The 16192-nt window shown below is 63.9% G+C and carries 15 protein-coding genes; 11 read left to right on the forward strand and 4 right to left on the reverse strand.

Features of this window, described 5'->3' with window-relative positions; translation table 11 throughout:
• The first annotated feature begins 343 nt into the window (after positions 1–343).
• From AAGA68_17760 to AAGA68_17785, 6 genes are all read left to right on the forward strand, one after another.
• Positions 344–1210, forward strand: coding sequence for a 2-keto-4-pentenoate hydratase (locus AAGA68_17760; GenBank protein ID MEM9386912.1), 867 nt, complete (start codon positions 344–346; stop codon positions 1208–1210).
• Between the two features lie 13 nt (positions 1211–1223).
• Positions 1224–2315: a LacI family DNA-binding transcriptional regulator gene (locus AAGA68_17765; GenBank protein ID MEM9386913.1), complete on the forward strand. Its 1092-nt coding sequence runs from the start codon at positions 1224–1226 to the stop codon at positions 2313–2315.
• A gap of 142 nt (positions 2316–2457) precedes the next feature.
• A complete protein-coding gene (gene kduD / locus AAGA68_17770) occupies positions 2458–3222 on the forward strand; it encodes a 2-dehydro-3-deoxy-D-gluconate 5-dehydrogenase KduD (GenBank protein ID MEM9386914.1) in 765 nt (254 codons plus the stop codon).
• Positions 3219–4217 (forward strand): TRAP transporter substrate-binding protein, encoded by a 999-nt coding sequence (locus AAGA68_17775; GenBank protein ID MEM9386915.1) that lies wholly within the window; start codon positions 3219–3221, stop codon positions 4215–4217. The genes kduD and AAGA68_17775 overlap by 4 nt, the downstream gene beginning before the upstream one ends.
• Positions 4210–4710: a TRAP transporter small permease gene (locus AAGA68_17780; GenBank protein ID MEM9386916.1), complete on the forward strand. Its 501-nt coding sequence runs from the start codon at positions 4210–4212 to the stop codon at positions 4708–4710. The genes AAGA68_17775 and AAGA68_17780 overlap by 8 nt, the downstream gene beginning before the upstream one ends.
• Entirely contained in the window at positions 4701–5981 is a 1281-nt protein-coding gene (locus AAGA68_17785) for a TRAP transporter large permease (protein MEM9386917.1), read from the forward strand. Before AAGA68_17780 ends, AAGA68_17785 begins: the two co-directional genes overlap by 10 nt.
• Positions 5982–6000: 19 nt before the next feature.
• Here AAGA68_17785 and AAGA68_17790 read toward each other — a convergent pair whose 3' ends face one another.
• Complete coding sequence (locus AAGA68_17790; GenBank protein ID MEM9386918.1) at positions 6001–8259, reverse strand: chondroitinase-B domain-containing protein; 2259 nt, start codon at positions 8257–8259, stop codon at positions 6001–6003.
• Between the two features lie 4 nt (positions 8260–8263).
• Positions 8264–9025 (reverse strand): FCD domain-containing protein, encoded by a 762-nt coding sequence (locus tag AAGA68_17795; protein ID MEM9386919.1) that lies wholly within the window; start codon positions 9023–9025, stop codon positions 8264–8266.
• A 161-nt stretch (positions 9026–9186) separates the two neighbouring features.
• Here AAGA68_17795 and AAGA68_17800 point away from each other — a divergent pair, with 161 nt between their 5' ends.
• Genes AAGA68_17800 through AAGA68_17810 form a run of 3 tightly spaced genes read left to right on the forward strand, consistent with a single transcriptional unit; the run spans position 9187 to position 13251 of the window.
• A complete protein-coding gene (locus tag AAGA68_17800; GenBank protein ID MEM9386920.1) occupies positions 9187–11496 on the forward strand; it encodes an alginate lyase family protein in 2310 nt (769 codons plus the stop codon).
• Positions 11497–11542: 46 nt separating this feature from the next.
• A complete protein-coding gene (locus AAGA68_17805) occupies positions 11543–12298 on the forward strand; it encodes a glucose 1-dehydrogenase (GenBank protein ID MEM9386921.1) in 756 nt (251 codons plus the stop codon).
• Positions 12299–12321: 23 nt separating this feature from the next.
• Entirely contained in the window at positions 12322–13251 is a 930-nt protein-coding gene (locus tag AAGA68_17810) for a sugar kinase (protein ID MEM9386922.1), read from the forward strand.
• A gap of 177 nt (positions 13252–13428) precedes the next feature.
• Here AAGA68_17810 and AAGA68_17815 read toward each other — a convergent pair whose 3' ends face one another.
• Positions 13429–13761: a hypothetical protein gene (locus AAGA68_17815; GenBank protein MEM9386923.1), complete on the reverse strand. Its 333-nt coding sequence runs from the start codon at positions 13759–13761 to the stop codon at positions 13429–13431.
• 91 nt (positions 13762–13852) lie between these two features.
• Here AAGA68_17815 and AAGA68_17820 point away from each other — a divergent pair, with 91 nt between their 5' ends.
• Entirely contained in the window at positions 13853–15010 is a 1158-nt protein-coding gene (locus AAGA68_17820; GenBank protein MEM9386924.1) for an acyltransferase, read from the forward strand.
• A gap of 6 nt (positions 15011–15016) precedes the next feature.
• Here AAGA68_17820 and AAGA68_17825 read toward each other — a convergent pair whose 3' ends face one another.
• The gene (locus AAGA68_17825; GenBank protein ID MEM9386925.1) at positions 15017–15475 is read right to left on the reverse strand and encodes a hypothetical protein; all 459 of its coding nucleotides are present in this window, start codon (positions 15473–15475) and stop codon (positions 15017–15019) included.
• 55 nt (positions 15476–15530) lie between these two features.
• On the opposite strand from AAGA68_17825, the gene AAGA68_17830 reads away from it, so the two are divergent.
• Entirely contained in the window at positions 15531–16133 is a 603-nt protein-coding gene (locus AAGA68_17830) for a hypothetical protein (protein ID MEM9386926.1), read from the forward strand.
• The last annotated feature ends 59 nt before the right edge of the window (positions 16134–16192 follow it).

A 16192-nucleotide genomic window follows, 5' to 3' on the forward strand; every position in this document is an offset into this window, starting at 1 on the left:
GGGTCGCTCGATCGTCGCCGAGACGATCATGTCCAGCTAAGACATAAGCGCCAGCGGGCAGGGCGGAGGTAACGGCCCGGTTTGCCGGGGGCGGGCTGTCTGAATCGGGATTATCGTTCTCCCCCAGCACGTTGTGGTAGGCGCGGGGCTCTCGATCCGTAGCCTTCGGGTATCGATGAGCGTTCACAAGGACGCTCACGATGCTAGAAAAGACAGGGGATAGTGGTTATTGTGACACCGGTGACAAAGCGCGTCGCGGGGGTTGATGTTCTTGCGCGCGTGGGCCGACCTCGCAATTACCTAACAAGAAAGATTAGTGGATCTTCTCGGGAAGGATGACCGCATGCCAAAGGAGACAGATCCTGCTGCCGCTGCAGCCCGGGCGCTCTCCCCGGCGCTTGACGAGATCTCGCAGCGGCTGGTTGCCGCTCGCCTGAGGGCGGCGCCTCTGCGGGCATTCCCTGGCGAGTTGCCGACTACTCTCAAGGAAGCCTACGCGGTGCAGAGCGCGTCGATCGCGCGCTGGCCGGATGAGGTGGCCGGTTGGAAAGTCGGCGGGGTTCCCCTCGAACTGCGCGCGACGCTCGGGGCGGATCGTCTCTCGGGGCCGATTTACCGCGCGACGGTGCATCACATCGGTGCTGGAAGCGAGCAGTCGATGGCAATCTACCAGGGCGGTTTCGCCGCGGTAGAAGCCGAATTTGTGTTTCGCCTCAATCGCCGCATTGAGCCGGATGGTGCCTACCATTCGGACCAGGAACTCATCGATTGCGTGACCCTACACGTCGGCGCTGAAATCGCATCGAGCCCTATGGCCGATATCAATCGCATTGGCCCCGTGTGCGTGGTGTGTGACTTCGGCAACAACGGGGGCCTGCTGGTCGGTCCGCCCGTTCCCGACTGGCGAACGCGTGCGGGGGAGGACCTAAGGGCCGAGGTGCTCGTGGACGGTATCTCAGTCGGTCAGGCGACAGCGGCGGACCTCGAGGGCGGGCTGCTGCGTCCTCTGCGGTTTCTGATCGAACTCTGCGCCGATCGTGGCCTCACCCTGCCTGAGGGGACCTTCGTCTCATGCGGTGCCCTGACCGGCATTCACGAGGTGACCGTGGACTCGCGCGCCAGCGTCGATTTCGGCGCCTTCGGCGCGTTCCGGGTGGCCTTTGAGGCCAAGCGTCCGATGCCAGATAGTGCTTCCTCAAAGAAGCACTAGAAGGGCAGTGAGCGTGGGACGAACGAGTCGCAAAGCAGCGGTCGATTACGCAGCGGCCGCGCGACGTTGGAACGAGAACAACAAAGACGGACGCAAGCCGACGATGCGGGACGTGGCCGAGCTCGCGGGGGTATCGAAGAAGACCGTATCGCGGGTCATCAACGACTCGCCCACGGTGAACGAAGCCACTCGCAAGGGCATCAAGGGTCTGATCCGCGATATCGGCTACCGCCCGGATCCGCAGGCGCGCGGGCTCGCCTCTCGTCGCGCCTACCTCGTGGGCTTGATCACCGACAACCCCACGCCGCAGTACGTAGTGAACATCCAGCACGGCATTCTCGACGTGCTGCGACAGACGGGGTACGAGTTGGTCGTACATCCTTGCGATCGCAAGAGCGACTCCTTCATCGAAGATGCGCGCCGCTTCGTCGAGGTGCAGAAGCTCTACGGTGTCATCCTCACCCCCTCCGTCTCCGAGGATGAGCGACTGGCGGAAGTGCTCCGCGAGCTCGGGTGCGCCTATATCCGCATCGCCTCCATCGCCCTCGACATGGAGCGGCGCATGATCGTGACCAACGACCGGATCGGCGGCCAGGAAGCGGCTCGCCATCTGGCCCAACTTGGGCACAAGCGCATCGCCGTGATCGCGGGGAGGCGCAGCTTTCGCTCGTCCCATGAGCGTCGAGCCGGCTTCGAGGAGGCGCTGGCCGAGTTTGGGATCACGATTCCCCCCGAGTACGTGTTGCAGGGGGACTACACCTTCGAGTCGGGGCTGGCCCTAGGGGCGCAGATCCTGGATCTCGATCCGGCGCCCACCGCGGTGTTCGCCTCGAACGACGAGATGGCTGCCGGCGTCCTGCAGGCGCTTCATGTGGCAGGGCAAACGCCCCCGGATGCGCTCTCCGTGGTCGGTTTCGATGACTTCGAGACGGCCACGCGCGTATGGCCGCGACTGACGACTGCGCGGACGCCGGCGCGCCGGATCGGGCGCTTGGCTGCGGAACGCCTGTTCGAATTCGATAACGACGACACGCAGGCCCCGGGGCCGAACGAGACCACGCCTCGTTTGATCGAGCGGGACTCGACCCGGCGCCCCAGGTCATGACGAAGCACTCGCCCGGCTAGCGGCGCACGGGCACCAGCACCCAAGGGGGATTCTGATGTTTCACAAGACTCACCAGGCGATGCACCCGGACATGATGGCCGGGGACGGCGTCCTCGACATCTGCCCGCTGAAGTAGGTCGCGATGAGCACCTCGATGTTCAGCTTAGAAGAGAAGGTGGCGGTGGTTACGGGTGCGAATACGGGCCTTGGCCAAGCCATGGCAGTCGCCCTTGCCGGCGCTGGCGCCGCCGTCGCGCTCGTCGGTCGATCTGCGCCTGACGAAACGGAGCGCCTGATTGCAGACATCGACGGCGGCACGTCAGCCGTCGTCATGGAGGACCTCAGCACTGCCGCGGTGCTGCCAGGCGTGATCGAACGATGCGAAAAGGCCCTTGGGCCCATCGACATCCTCGTCAACAACGCCGGCATCATCCGCCGTGAGGATGCCGTCGATTTCAGCGAGAGGGACTGGGATGACGTGATGGCGACTAACCTCAAGGTGCCGTTCTTCCTGGCCCAGGCCGCGGCGAAGACCATGATTCGCGATCAGCGGCGCGGCAAGATCATCAACGTTGCCTCTCTACTCTCCTTGCAAGGGGGCATCCGCGTGGCGTCCTATACGGCCAGCAAGAGTGGCCTGGCAGGGTTAACACGGTTGCTAGCCAATGAGTGGGCGGGCGCGGGTATCAACGTCAACGCGATCGTCCCCGGCTACTTCGCCACCAATAACACGGCAGCCCTGCGCGCCGACGAGGTGCGCAACCGACAGATCCTAGAGCGCATTCCCGCAGGGCGCTGGGGGGAACCGAGCGATCTCGGCGGCGCCGCCGTGTTCCTCGCCTCGTCAGCCGCCGACTACGTGCACGGGACCTTGTTGCCCGTGGACGGTGGGTGGATGGCGCGGTGATCACGCGGCGCACCCTGCTGCTGGCCCCCCTGCTGCTGACCGCCTGCGGCAGACGCCGGGGTGCGCGGCCGCTGTTCGCCGCCGACTCGCAGCCGGACGACTACCCCACCACCCAGGGCCTGCACGCCATCGACCGCCTGCTCGATGAACGCACCAACGGCGAGATGCGCGTGCGCGTCTACCCGGGCGGGCAGCTAGGCGCGGAGAAGGACACGCTGGAGATCGCCGTGTTCGGCGGACTCGACCTGACGCGCGTGAATCTCGCGCCGATCAACTCCATCGTGCCGGACTCGATCGTGCTCGCCCTGCCGTTTCTGTTTCGCTCGATCGCCCATTCGCGCGCGACCTTCGATGGCGCGATCGGCCGGCAGATCCTCAATGCGATGATGCCCTACGGCCTGCGCGGCATGTGCTACTACGATTCAGGCGCGCGGTGCTTCTACAACACGAAGCGGCCGATCATCTCGCCCGCGGATATCGCCGGCATGAAGATCCGGGTGCCGAAGTCGGATATCTACGTGGCGATGATTCAGGCCCTCGGCGCCAACCCCACGCCCATCCCCTACGGCGAGGTGTACCAGTCGCTGGTGCAGGGAGTGGTCGACGGCGCGGAGAACAACTACCCCTCCTACGAGAGCTCGCGCCACTTCGAGGCCGCCCCGCACCTGAGCCTTACGCGCCACGTGATGGCGCCCGAACTGGTGGTCGGCTCGCGCCGCAGCTGGGATCGCATGTCCGGCGAAGAACAGGCCTACCTGCAGGGCGCCGCGGCCGACTCGGTGCCCATCATGCGCCGCCTTTGGGACGCGCGCGTGGGCATCTCCCGTCAGCGCGTCGCGCAGGGCGGTGTGCAGGTGGTCGAGGCCGTCGAGCACGCCGCCTTTTCCGAGAAGATGCTGCCGGTCTGGGATCGCTTCGTGACCACGCCACAGATGCGCCAGGTAGTGGACGATATCGTTAACCTCGGTGCCAGGCTGGACAGCGACAATGGATAGTATCGAGCGCGGGGGAGTGAGTCGGCAGATCGGCCTATTGGCTAAGTGGATTGCCTGTGTCGGTCTGCTGGTGATGACGGCGATCATCGGGCTGCAGGTCTTCGCCCGCTACGTGCTCAACGCGAGTCCTGCCTGGGCCGAGCAGGCTGCTCTGTTGCTGATGATCTGGTACGTGTTCATCGCTGCGGCGGCTGGCGTTCGCGAGGGATTCCATATCCGCATCGCCGTCTTCGCCGATCACATGCCCGTGGCCTTGCAACGCCCCGTGCGCCTGATCGCCCACCTACTCGTGTCTGCCTTCGGCGTGGCGATGGTGGTGTTCGGCGTCGAACTTGCCAGAGGCACCTGGCAGCATGCGATCCCCACCCTGGGGATCTCGCGCGGCTTCGCTTACGTGCCTATCGTCCTGTCGGGCGTGCTGATCATCGGCTTCGCCATCGAACAGCTCATCGCTGACCTGCGCGCCACGGAGGTGCCGAAGGCATGGAGTTAGCCATCCTACTCGGCGTATTGCTGGGGCTACTCATTCTCGGCGTTCCCGTCGCCTTTGCCTTAGGGATCGCATCGCTGGTGACCTTCGCGATGCTCGACGTGCCCTTGGTGGTGGCCTTTCAGCGCATGGCCGCGAGCATGAACATCTTCGCGCTCATGGCCATTCCCTTCTTCGTGTTCGCTGGCGATCTCATGCACCGCGCCGGCATCGCAGAGCGCCTGATTCGCGTGGCCGACGCGGCGCTCGGGCGCACGCGTGGCGGTCTCGGGCAGGTGGATGTGGGTGCCTCGATGCTCTTTGGTGCCGTGTCGGGCTCGGCCATCGCCAGCGTGTCGGCCATCGGCTCCACCTTGGGGCCGATGATGGAGGAGAAGGGTTACGACAAGGACTACGTGGTCAATGTCTCTGCCACGGCGGCGATCACGGGGCTGCTCATCCCGCCCTCGCACAACATGATCATCTACGCTGCCGCCGCCGGCGTCAGCATCTCCCTGGCCGACCTGTTTCTCGCCGGTGTCATCCCCGGCATCCTGACCGGCCTGCTGCTCATGGTGGCCGCCTACGCGGTTGCGGCGAAACGCGACTACCCCCAAGGCGCGTTTCCCGGCTGGCGTGCGTTCGTCGCCGCGTTTGCGGCCGCCATCCCCGGCTTGCTGGCCGCCGCGATCATCGTCGTCGGCGTCTTGTCGGGGGTGTTCACGCCGACCGAGTCGGCGGCCATCGCCGTGGTCTACACGATCTTCGTCGCTGTGTTCGTCTATCGCTCGCTCACCTGGGAGCGCTTCATCGCGGCCACCACCGCATCGGTGCGCACGACGGCGATGGTCATGATCGTCATCGGCGCCGCGGGCGCCTTTGGGTGGCTGCTGGCCCTGCTCGAAGCGCCCACGCAGCTGGCCGACATGCTCAAGGGCATCACGGAAAACCCCTTGCTGCTGCTGTTGCTGATCAACCTCGTGTTGCTGCTCCTCGGCACCTTTATGGACATGGCGCCGCTGATCATCATCACCACGCCCATCTTCCTGCCCATGGCCAGCGAGCTCGGGATGGATCCGGTGCAGTTCGGCATCATGTTGCTGCTGAACCTCGGCATCGGGCTGGTGACCCCGCCCGTAGGCGCCGTGCTGTTCGTCGGCTGCGCCATCGGCAAAATCCCAATCGAGCGGACCGTGCGCACGATCTGGCCCTTCTACGGGGCCTTGCTCCTCGCCCTGATCGCCGTGATCTACGTGCCGGCGCTGTCCCTGTGGCTGCCGGGTTTGCTGGGCTAGCGCACCGCGGCGCGTCAGCTTATTGATAGGTGACGTTCTCGGCCTTGTAGCCGTCGTGATTGGCGCGAATGGGTGGCGTCTCCTGCATGACGACGTCGCGAATCTCCGTGATGGGCTCACCGTTGGTGAGAAAAAGCGCCAAGGGCGCGCTGCCCGCCCAGTTCGAATCACGGATGTGCAGCCTCTGGACACCATGGAACCGCATGGACGCGCCGGACCTGTTGCGCTTGCCGTTGCCCACGTTGGTGAGCGCGTTGTCGGCGATCGTGACGATCGGGCCGAAGGTGCTCTCGTCCGTACCGCCGCGGTAGAGGTTCGCCACGGCGCCCTGGACGTCCTCGAAGGTGCTGCCCTCGATCCGCAGGTTCTCGACGTTGTAGATGCCGAGATCGTCGGTTTCCTTGTCGAGCGCGAGGATAGCCCCGGTCACGTTGCTCATCTGCGTGTCGAGCACTTCGATACGATCAGCGAAAGTGCTGCGATACACCTTGAGAAAGTCATAGCTGTGGTTGACATCGAGGTTCGTCACGCGGCTGTTTCGCACCACCAGCGAGTAGTTGCGATTCATCGAGTAGCGGCTCGTGCTGATAACGTTGTTGCCTGCGAGGTCAGGAGACTCGGCCCCATCGACCCACACGTTGTCGAGCTCTAGGGACCCACCGTTCTCAATGATGAAGAAGCTCGATTTCTCTGAGCGGATGATGGGCTTATCACCGCTCGGTGCCGTGATAGAGACCGCGTGGAAGGTGGGGGCGTACTTGGTGAGCAGATACTCACCGGCGTTGTCGAGCACGAGCACGTCGCCCGGCCGGCTTGCGCGCATCGCGTCCAAGATAGTATTCGTGCCCGGTGCCACGGGGATCTCTCGGCCACTGCGAAAGGCTACGGGACCCTGCGGCTTAGGGTAGAAGGACGCGCCGGTATCCGCCTTTGTGATCGGCAGGCGTACCTCGCCGAAGCCGATCTGATCGAGCAGGTGCTGAGCGGGGACACGCAGGCCGGCGGCGTTCGTCCACACCGCGTAGGGTGAGCGTTTGAAGCCTTGCTCGACGGGCGAACTCAGCCCCTCGTTGATCGTATTGCCTGAGAAGTTGATGCCTGAGATATCGTCGTAGACCGTAAAAGGTGCGTCGTTGGTCTGCGTGAGAATGAGGTTGTTGTGCATCGTGGTGCCCGTGGGCGGTGCCGAGCGCTCCTCATCCGCCCCTGCGCAAAGCTGGATGTGATCGCTGTCGATCACCACGTTGTTGTTCAGGACCGAATCGATCACTGGGTCGTAGCGGTTGATGGGCCCGTTCGGTACCCCGTTCATGATCACCAGCGCGCCACGGAAACGATGCCCTGTGAGTCCGTAGAGGTAGTTGCGCCGCACCGTCTGGTGCTCGTTGATGATGCGGATGCCGCCCGTATTGGGCTGGCGGTTGCCAAGGAAGTAGTTGCGTTCGACGGTCGTGTAGTGGCCATGGCGCATAGTCAGAGTGCCTTGGCTCTCGAAGAACACGTTGCCACTGATTTCATTGCCGCAGGACTTGCTGGAGATGATTTCGAGCTCGCCGCTGGTGCGGTCGAAGTAGTTCTCCCGCACCACCGGATTGGCGTACTCGCGCGAGTAGTGGCTGGTGCCGATGCGCAGCGTTTCGCCGCCGTTGGACCCTAAGGTCTGGCGCGGCCCGAAGTAGTTGCGCTCGATAAGGTGACCGTTTTCGCGGCTAGCCTCGGTGTCCATCCGCACTGCGAGGGTTACGCCGCGGTTGCCCTTGTACAGGAGCGAGTTGTGGTCGAAGCGGTTGTGTTTGCCGTAGATCGCGACCCAGGTGTCCGCCGAGTGCCGTTCGGGGTTGCTGAAGTCGTCGATCACCACGTTGGTGACCCGCGTGTGAACGGCTAGCTCGTTCTTCGCGGTGCGGTAGGAGATAACCTCGCTGGTGGGCGTGAAGCCGTCTGCGAACACCAGCCCCGAGACCACAATGTGTTCGCCGGAGATGGCGAGATTCGACTCGCCAGAGATGATGACCTTGCCAGGGGTTTGTGCGCGCAGGGTCACCGGGGCGTCCTCACGACCGATTGCCTTGAAGACGAGCTCAACGTCGCGCCAGGTGCCGTCCTTGAGCACAACAGTGTCGCCAGGGCGAAGCGCGGCGGTAGCCTTCTCGTATTCGGCGAAAGACCCAACCAGGGTCGGGTTGTCGGTCGCAGCGGGTGTCGCCATGGACCATCCTGCGAGAAGACTGGGCAGGAGGTAGATGAGGGCAGATCGGGTGGTGAGGATGCGCATCATGGGCCTATGCGCCATCCGTCTGCATGAATCCTTGAAGAAAGCGCTGTCGTCGCGCGGCAGCCTCCACCCGCAGGGCCTCCACGGCATGGGCTTCGGACGCGTCGATGATCGACGCGAGCAGGCGAGAGAAGTGGTCCTGCATCGCGCTTCGGGCCTCGCTGGGGTCGCGCTTGCGCAGGGCAGCAAGAATGCGGTCGTGCTCCTTGCCGCGTTCCTGTGCCAGGTCTTCGGAGCAGACCACGGCGTGTGCTTCCAGCACGTTGGGCAGCTCCGTACGCATGCGCCAGAGTCGCTCGATCGCATCCTGCACGGCCGCGTTACCGCACGCCGCGGCGATAGCCAAATGAAACTCTCGATCGGCTGCCAGTGAGGCGTCGCCACCCTTCGCGTTACTCTGCGACATCACGCTTACCAGCGACGTCAGGTGGGCCAGGGTCTCATCGGTGATGGCGCGTGCCGCGAGCGCGGCCGCCTCTGATTCGAACAGCAGCCGCGCCTGCGTGAGTTCGAGCGCCGTGACCGTAGGCAGATCCCTTGGGTATGTCGGAGCACGTTCGACCACGTAGGCGCCGGAACCTGGCTTCACCTCGATGAACCCCATGGCTTGCAGGGCAATCTCGGCCTCCCTGACGGTGACTCGGCTGACGCCGAACTCATCAGCCAATTCGCGCTCTCCCGGCAGCCGATCGCCGGGCAAATAGACGCCGTCGGCGATGCGCTTCTTGAGACGCTCCGCGACGGTTTGGTAGAGGCGGTGGTCGCTCATTGTGCTGCGGTGCTCCTAATTGGCATGACCAATATGCTTCTCTTGCCCGAAGACTGATTTACCACGATCCTGCGCACCTTTCACCCTTTGGCAGCCGCTTTAGGCCCATTCCTGTCAATTGGCCTGTTCAGTTTTCAACAATTGAGCTGTACAGTTGAGGCATGGAATTAGACCGGTCCTCACTCGCTGCATCGGCTGCGCTCGTCGGTCGGGCGCCGCGCGCAGCAGGCGATATCGCCGGTCCGTTCCCGTGGGTGCTGGCCATCCTGTTGCTCGCGGTCACGGCCTCTGGCGCCCACGCGGAGGTCGCTGAACATCCTCGCCTCGCCATGAGCAAGGCCGGCGTCCAACTAATGCGCGAGGGTCTGGGTCAGACGCCGCTGTTCGATGCGAGTCTGGCGCGAGTGCAGGCGGAGGTGGACGCGGAGATCGCCCTCGGCATCGACACGCCTGTGCCACATGACCTCTCGGGCGGCTATACGCACGAGCGGCACAAGCGCAACTTCCTGCTAATGCCCAAAGCGGGCGCGCTGTATCAGCTGCTCGACGATGCGCGCTACGCGGTCTTCTTGCGCGATATGTTCCTGCAGTATGAGGCGATGTACGGGGCCCTACCGCTGCATCCGCAGGAACGCTCCTACGCCCGCGGCAAACTCTTCTGGCAGTGCTTGAACGACGCCAACTGGCTTCTGTACGCGAGCCTTGGCTACGACGCGATCTACGACTACCTAAGCGCCGCCGAACGCGAACGGTTGGAGACGAATCTGTTTCGCCCCTTCGCCGATTTCCTGTCGCTAGATAATCCGCAGTTCTTCAATCGCATTCACAACCACAGCACCTGGGGCACGGCGGCAGTGGGGATGATCGGCCTGGTGATGGACGATGAGGCGCTCGTGCGGCGCGCGTTGTACGGCTTGGATGTGGGGAAGTTCGATGCCGAGGCCCGCGACAACGACGGTGGCTTCATTCGCCAACCGGGCCAGGCAGCCGGCTTCCTAGCCAACCTCGACGAGGCCTTCTCGCCGGACGGGTACTACACGGAAGGGCCGTACTACCAGCGCTACGCGATGTACCCGTTCCTGATCTTCGCGCAAGGCTTGGCGAACGCCCGCCCCGAGCTCGGAATCATGGGCTATAAGGATGGCGTGTTGCTGAAGGCCATCACCACGTTGATCAACCTAACGGATGCGGACGGCGAGTTCTTCCCTCTCAACGATGCGCAAAAGGGTATGTCGTGGCTCAGCGAGTCCGTCGTCGCTGCTGTAGACATCGCCTACCAGTCCGGCGCCCACGACCCCCAGCTGCTCACGATCGCGCGCCAACAGCATCGCGTGACCCTCGATGAAGCGGGGTTTGCGGTCGCCCGCGATCTGCGCGACGGCTTGGCCGAGCCCTTGGTGAGAGCCTCGGTGAACTATACGGACGGCGCGCAGGGAACGGCGGGCGGACTGGCGGTATTGCGCGCACCCGCCGCGCCCTTGACGCTGGTCTTCAAGTACTCCGCCCAGGGCCTTAGCCACGGTCACTACGACAAGCTCGCGTTCTCCCTCTACGCTGAGGGGCAGGAAGTGCTGCAAGACTACGGCATGGTGCGCTTCGTCAACATCGGGCAGAAGGGCGGTGGAAACTACCTGCCGGAAAACGCCAGCTGGGCCAAGCAGACGATCGCGCACAACACCCTCGTGCAGGACGAGACCTCACACTTCGAGGGTCGCTACGAGATCGGCAGTCAACGCCACGCGGAGTTGGCGTTTTTCGATGCCTCCGACCCTGCTGCCCAGGTGATCAGCGCCACAGTGAGGACGGCGTACCCGGGCACGGTCTTGCGCCGAACGATGGCCTTGGTTCAGGTGGCGGAGCAACCCGTGGTGATCGACCTGCTGCGCGTGGAGAGCGACGCTGCGCACCGGTACGACCTGCCGTTCTGGTTTATCGGCCAGCACCTAACCACGGATGTGCCGATCGCATCGCCTGAAGCCCGCGAGATCTTGGGTGTCGATCACGGCTACCAGCACCTGCTCGTCGAGGCGCGCGGTGCGCCGGCTGAGGCGAACGCTCGCTTCCAGTGGCTCGTCGGCGGCAGCTTCTACACCTTGACCGCCGCTGTCCAAGGCGGCGATGAGTGGGTGTTTACGCGGCTAGGGGCGAACGATCCTGCTTTCAATCTGCGCCGGGACGCGGGGCTGATCATCCGTCGTGACGCTGATGAGAGCACTCTGTTCGCGAGCGTCATCGAAGCGCACGGTCACTACAGCCCGGTAAGTGAGCTCACGGTCGATCCCATGGGGCGGGTCGCTCAGCTAAGCGTCGCGCATGACGATGGGCAGTACTCAGCCGTGATCCTAGTCAGTCAGGATGAGCCTGAGCACGTGCTCATCGTCGCCAATGACGATACCAGCGCCACGGCAACCCATTCCCTAACCCTAGGTACTCAGCGCTTTCAGTGGCGAGGGCCGTATCTCTATCGATAGGGCGGCACGCCCTGTCGATGTCATCAGTAAACGCAAGGAAAACCCAATGAAATCGCTCGAAGGAAAAGTCGCCATCGTCACCGGCGGGGCTCGCGACATCGGCCGCGCCGTGTCGGAAAAGCTCGCTGCGGAGGGGGCCCGGGTCGTCGTCAACTACTTCAGCAACCCTGATTCGGGGGCAGCCACTGTTGCGAGTATCGAGCGAGCGGGCGGAACCGCGATCGCGGTGGCGGGCGACATGACCAACAAGCGGGATGTTGAGAATCTCGTGGCGAGCGCGCGGGAGGCCTTCGGCGACAAGATTGATGTGCTGGTCAACGTAGTGGGTGGCTTGGTAGCCCGTAAGGCGCTCGCCGAGATGGACGATGAGTTCTTCGATCGCCTCATGCGCCTGAACGTCACCAGTACGTTTCTCGCCACGCACGCGGTGGTGCCACACATGGCCGAGGGTGCAGCCGTCGTCAACTTCGCCTCCCAGGCAGGTCGCGATGGCGGAGGTCCGGGTGCGGCCGCCTACGCGACGTCAAAGGGCGCCGTAATGACCTTCTCCCGGGCGATGGCAAAGGAGCTAGGCCCCTCCGGCATCCGCGTGAACTGTGTGTGTCCCGGCATGATCAGCACGACCTTCCACGACACCTTCACGAAGGATGAAGTTCGCAAGCACGTGGCGGGCGCGACTCCCCTGCGCCGCGAGGGTGCCGCGACCGAAGTGGCCGATCTAGTGTGGTACCTCGCGTCGGGCAAGGCGAGCTTTGTAACGGGTGCGAACATCGACATCAACGGCGGGATGTTTTTCTCCTAGCCTTGCGCACGGGGAGCGACGCTATGGCGCGTGTCACTGTCTTCGGCGAGCCACTGCTCGAGCTCGCCTCCACCGCGTCGGGCGGCGTACTCGGCGCTGCTCGACTGGGCGTCGCTGGCGACACACTGAATACCGCCGTGTATCTGGCGCGCCTCGGGCACTCGGTGAACTACGTGACGGCCCTCGGGCACGACACCTACTCGGCGGCGATCATCGAACGCTTGGACGGCGAAGGGGTCCACACCCACCACATTGTTCGTCATCCGTCGCGCGTGCCAGGGCTCTACGCCATTCGCACGGATACAGCCGGTGAGCGGTTCTTCACCTACTGGCGCGATCAGTCCGCCGCGCGCGAGTTCTTCACCCTGGGCGATGCAACCACCGCGATCGGCGTAGCTTACGCGAGTGATCTGTTTTACTTCAGCGGCATCTCGATGGCGATCCTGTCGCCGGAGCAGCGCGCCCAGCTGTTCGAGGTGGCCCGGTCGTGCCGCGCGAGGGGCGTCGACGTCGCCTTCGATGGCAACTATAGACCCTACGGCTGGCAGTCCGCCGATCAAGCGCGAGACTGTCTGACGCGCGTGGGCGAGGTGGCGAGCATCGTGTTGCCGACCAGCGAGGATGATGACCAGCTGTTTGGCCATACGACGCCGCTGACGCACGCCCAGCGATGGCGCACGTTCGGTGCCGAGCTGGTGGCGGTGAAGCACGGCCCGAACGGTGCTTACGTTGTTGCGGACGCGATAGAACCCACCCACGTCCCTGTCGATCAAGTGATTCAGCCCCTCGATACCACGGGTGCGGGTGACAGCTTCAACGCCGCCTTTCTCGCCGGTGTGCTGAATGGCCGGTCCGTCACAGAGGCGGCGGCGATGGGAAATCGGCTCGCCGCCCGAGTAATTCAGCATCGTGGCGCCCTGATTCCGACCGGTGAGATGCCCAGCACCAGGTGAGCAGCGACGTTTGGCGCGTGCAGACACGCCCGAGGCGCGTCGCCACAGGGTACTCACAGCTGCGTGTCACGCCCCGGTAGGGCGCGACACGCGCGAGCGACGAGCTAGTTAAAGACGCCCGGGTAGCGGCCGAGGCCATCGGCGCCGTCGAAGGTCAGGACGTTGCGGACGTTTTGCTTAATGGGCACATCGGCCGGACTCGCCGAGAAGTCGAAGGCGGCGACCACTGTGGCAACGCCCGTCCCCCAAAGGGCTGTCCGTGATCTCGCAGCTGGAGCTCATGAGCCCGTGGATGTCGGGCGGCGGCAGCGGGCCTGCCGTCTGGTAGGTGATCTTGATGAACTCGTCGAGTTGCTCGATCTGCGGCCCATTCTCGCCCTGCACCAATCGGCTCTGCCCAGGGGCAGCGTCCGCGGCGTTGCATCGCTTGCCAATGGCGATGCCATTGGCTGCGCGATGCGCCTTGCTGACGCTGCCCCTACGCAGACGGAGCGTTACCTTAGTTACCAAGCGGCCCACTAGCCGCGGCGCTCGCGTTGGCCTGACGAGCTTCAGCCCGGTCAGATACGGCGCATAAGAGAAGTTCTAGGCGCACCGTAGTATGCTTATCGCCATGCCCGCGCTGACAGGTATTCGCTTCTTCGCCGTCTACCACATCTTCATGTTCCACCTGGTCGTCACCTACTGGGGGCGCAAGCGCGCAGATGAGGCGACGGTGCTGTCGAGTTTCGATGCGGCACCTGAGTGGGTGCTCAAGTTAGCGGTCAACGGCTGGATGTCGACTAGCCTCTTCTTCCTCTTGTCTGGCTTCATTCTCGCCTATCTCTACTGGGGTGAGGACGGCGAGATCAACACGAGCCCGGGTCGCTTCTGGTCGCTACGGGCCGCGCGAATCTGGCCTGTGCATTTGCTCGTGCTGCTGCTGATGGCTCCCGGACTGGCAGCGACGAATGCGTGGAATGGGACCTCGCCCGAGCTGCTGATCGCCAGCGGCGCGGCGACTGTGGCGCTGGTGCAAGCCTGGATACCGCCGCTAATACCGCACTGGAGTTGGCCCACTTGGACCCTCTCCGTGCTCGTGTTTCTGTACGCCCTAACGCCCATACTGATGCGAAGCTTAGCTCGTCTCAGTCCACAGCAGATGATCCTTGCGCTCGGCGCGATGCCGGTGATCTCGCTCATACCAACCGGCGCTTACGCCTTGCGCAAGGCCTCCGGCGCGCCCGACAGCATGTACGTTGATATGGTGGTCGCCAATAACCCGCTCTTTTGGGTGCCCTACTACGCGGCGGGCATGCTGATGACTAGGGTCTTCTCCGTGAGCCGCGCCAACCCGCCGCAGCCGAGGCCCAGCTGGGGCTCGTGGGGTGACCTGGCGTGCCTGGCCATTCTCACGCTGGCAGCTACCCAGTGGATTGATCAGCCGATGAAGTTCGCTCTGCGCCAAGGCATCCTCATGCCGCTGTACATGATCATCGTGCTGGACCTCGCGCGCGGTCGCGGGTTGCTGGCAAAGCTCATGTCCCTCCCGGGTACGCGCTTTCTCGGCGAGACGGCCTACGCGATCTTTATCTGGCAGGCCGCCATTTTGGTATTGGTGAGCATGTCCTCGATCGCCATGCCCTGGATCGTGCCGTACCAGCTTTGGATCGCCATGGCTGGCGTGGTGGTGCTGTCGGTTGCAAGTACCTATCTGATCGAAAAACCGTTGCTGCGAGTGATCCGCTGCAGGTACATCGATCGGCCCACTGCTGGGTGAGCGGTATCACTCGACGACCACGTCGATATTATCGATAAGGGCCCTGAAGGGTTCGCCACTGGGGTCGAAGGCGAAGGCACGTAGGCGCAGCAGTAGGTCCGCGCCGGATTGAAGCTGCGGGGCTAGGGGGAAGCTGACTCGCTCGCGCAGCGGCACGTCCTGAGGTCCGGCCACGGAGCTGAGTGCGGGCCTTGCGCCCAGCCACGATGCCTCCGGAGAGAGACGAGACGTGACACCCAGGCCCTCGTTGGCACCCGCTTCGGCAGCGAGGCGATGCAGCGTGTTGTAGGGAATCAGAGGAGAAGGCGCCTGGCCACCTGCCTTCACCTTTGACGTAGTGAGGGCCACCGCGTACGGTGAGCAGGGTCCATCGGCGGCCTCGTCATCGCGTGGGTTGCGGCGCCGGGGCCCGGGGTGTTCTGCGAACAGGGGAACGGGCCGGGAGTCGATGGGGCGAAGATGCAATCCAAACAGCCCGTGTGCAGAGCGCGGGTAGGGCGCTACAAGGGAGGTAGAACCCGTGAATAAGAGATTCCTCGTTGTTTTTGCCGCGCTGGCCGTCGCTGCGGTACCCGCTCACGCGGTAACGGTACTGACCGTCGACCTCAGCGTAGAGAACCAGATCACCATAAGTGCTACGCCTGGGAGCTCCAGCGTCACTGCCGCCGGCAGCGATACCACCGGTTTCTATCTGGCCGGAATTTTTGACGGGATATTCGACGCACCGGTCGCGGACGAGCTGATCACCGGCGATCTCACGAGCGCCCAAAACACGGCAGACGGCACGCCGCTGCTCTTCACGTCCACGGGTGCTCCGGGCGAAGGTCTCAACGTGTTTTCCTACACCGACGACCTCGATAGCGAGTTCGTCGCTGGATTGCGGGCCTTTTCTGGTTCGGCCACCTGGACGATCGATGCCATTTCTTACGCGGCGCTGGTCGGTGGTGCCATGAGCGGCGACGTGTACTTCCCCGCTGACGACGACGGTGACTTGCCGAACGCATTCATTATCGGCCAGTGGGAGCGTGGCGTTGCAGTGATTCCGGTCCCGGCCGCAGTCTGGCTGCTGGGCTCCGCGCTGTTTGGCCTGCGGCTAGTCGGAGCGCGCCGCCAAAGAGCCTGATAGGCACTGCCTTTACAAAACTCGGATCCGACAGAGGGGCGGCCCTGCGCGATGCAGGG

This window comes from Pseudomonadota bacterium, from assembly GCA_039193195.1.
In the GTDB taxonomy this organism is placed as follows: Bacteria; Pseudomonadota; Gammaproteobacteria; order Steroidobacterales; family JBCBZW01; genus JBCBZW01.

Bases quoted from the DNA above. Each gene is read 5' to 3' on its own strand.
- AAGA68_17805 (MEM9386921.1), top strand. From the start codon at position 11,543: ATGAAATCGCTCGAAGGAAAAGTCGCCATCGTCACCGGCGGGGCTCGC.
- AAGA68_17800 (MEM9386920.1), top strand. From the start codon at position 9,187: ATGGAATTAGACCGGTCCTCACTCGCTGCATCGGCTGCGCTCGTCGGT.
- AAGA68_17790 (MEM9386918.1), bottom strand. From the start codon at position 8,259: ATGATGCGCATCCTCACCACCCGATCTGCCCTCATCTACCTCCTGCCC.
- AAGA68_17810 (MEM9386922.1), top strand. From the start codon at position 12,322: ATGGCGCGTGTCACTGTCTTCGGCGAGCCACTGCTCGAGCTCGCCTCC.
- AAGA68_17760 (MEM9386912.1), top strand. From the start codon at position 344: ATGCCAAAGGAGACAGATCCTGCTGCCGCTGCAGCCCGGGCGCTCTCC.
- AAGA68_17785 (MEM9386917.1), top strand. From the start codon at position 4,701: ATGGAGTTAGCCATCCTACTCGGCGTATTGCTGGGGCTACTCATTCTC.
- kduD (MEM9386914.1), top strand. From the start codon at position 2,458: ATGAGCACCTCGATGTTCAGCTTAGAAGAGAAGGTGGCGGTGGTTACG.
- AAGA68_17820 (MEM9386924.1), top strand. From the start codon at position 13,853: ATGCTTATCGCCATGCCCGCGCTGACAGGTATTCGCTTCTTCGCCGTC.
- AAGA68_17780 (MEM9386916.1), top strand. From the start codon at position 4,210: ATGGATAGTATCGAGCGCGGGGGAGTGAGTCGGCAGATCGGCCTATTG.
- AAGA68_17795 (MEM9386919.1), bottom strand. From the start codon at position 9,025: ATGAGCGACCACCGCCTCTACCAAACCGTCGCGGAGCGTCTCAAGAAG.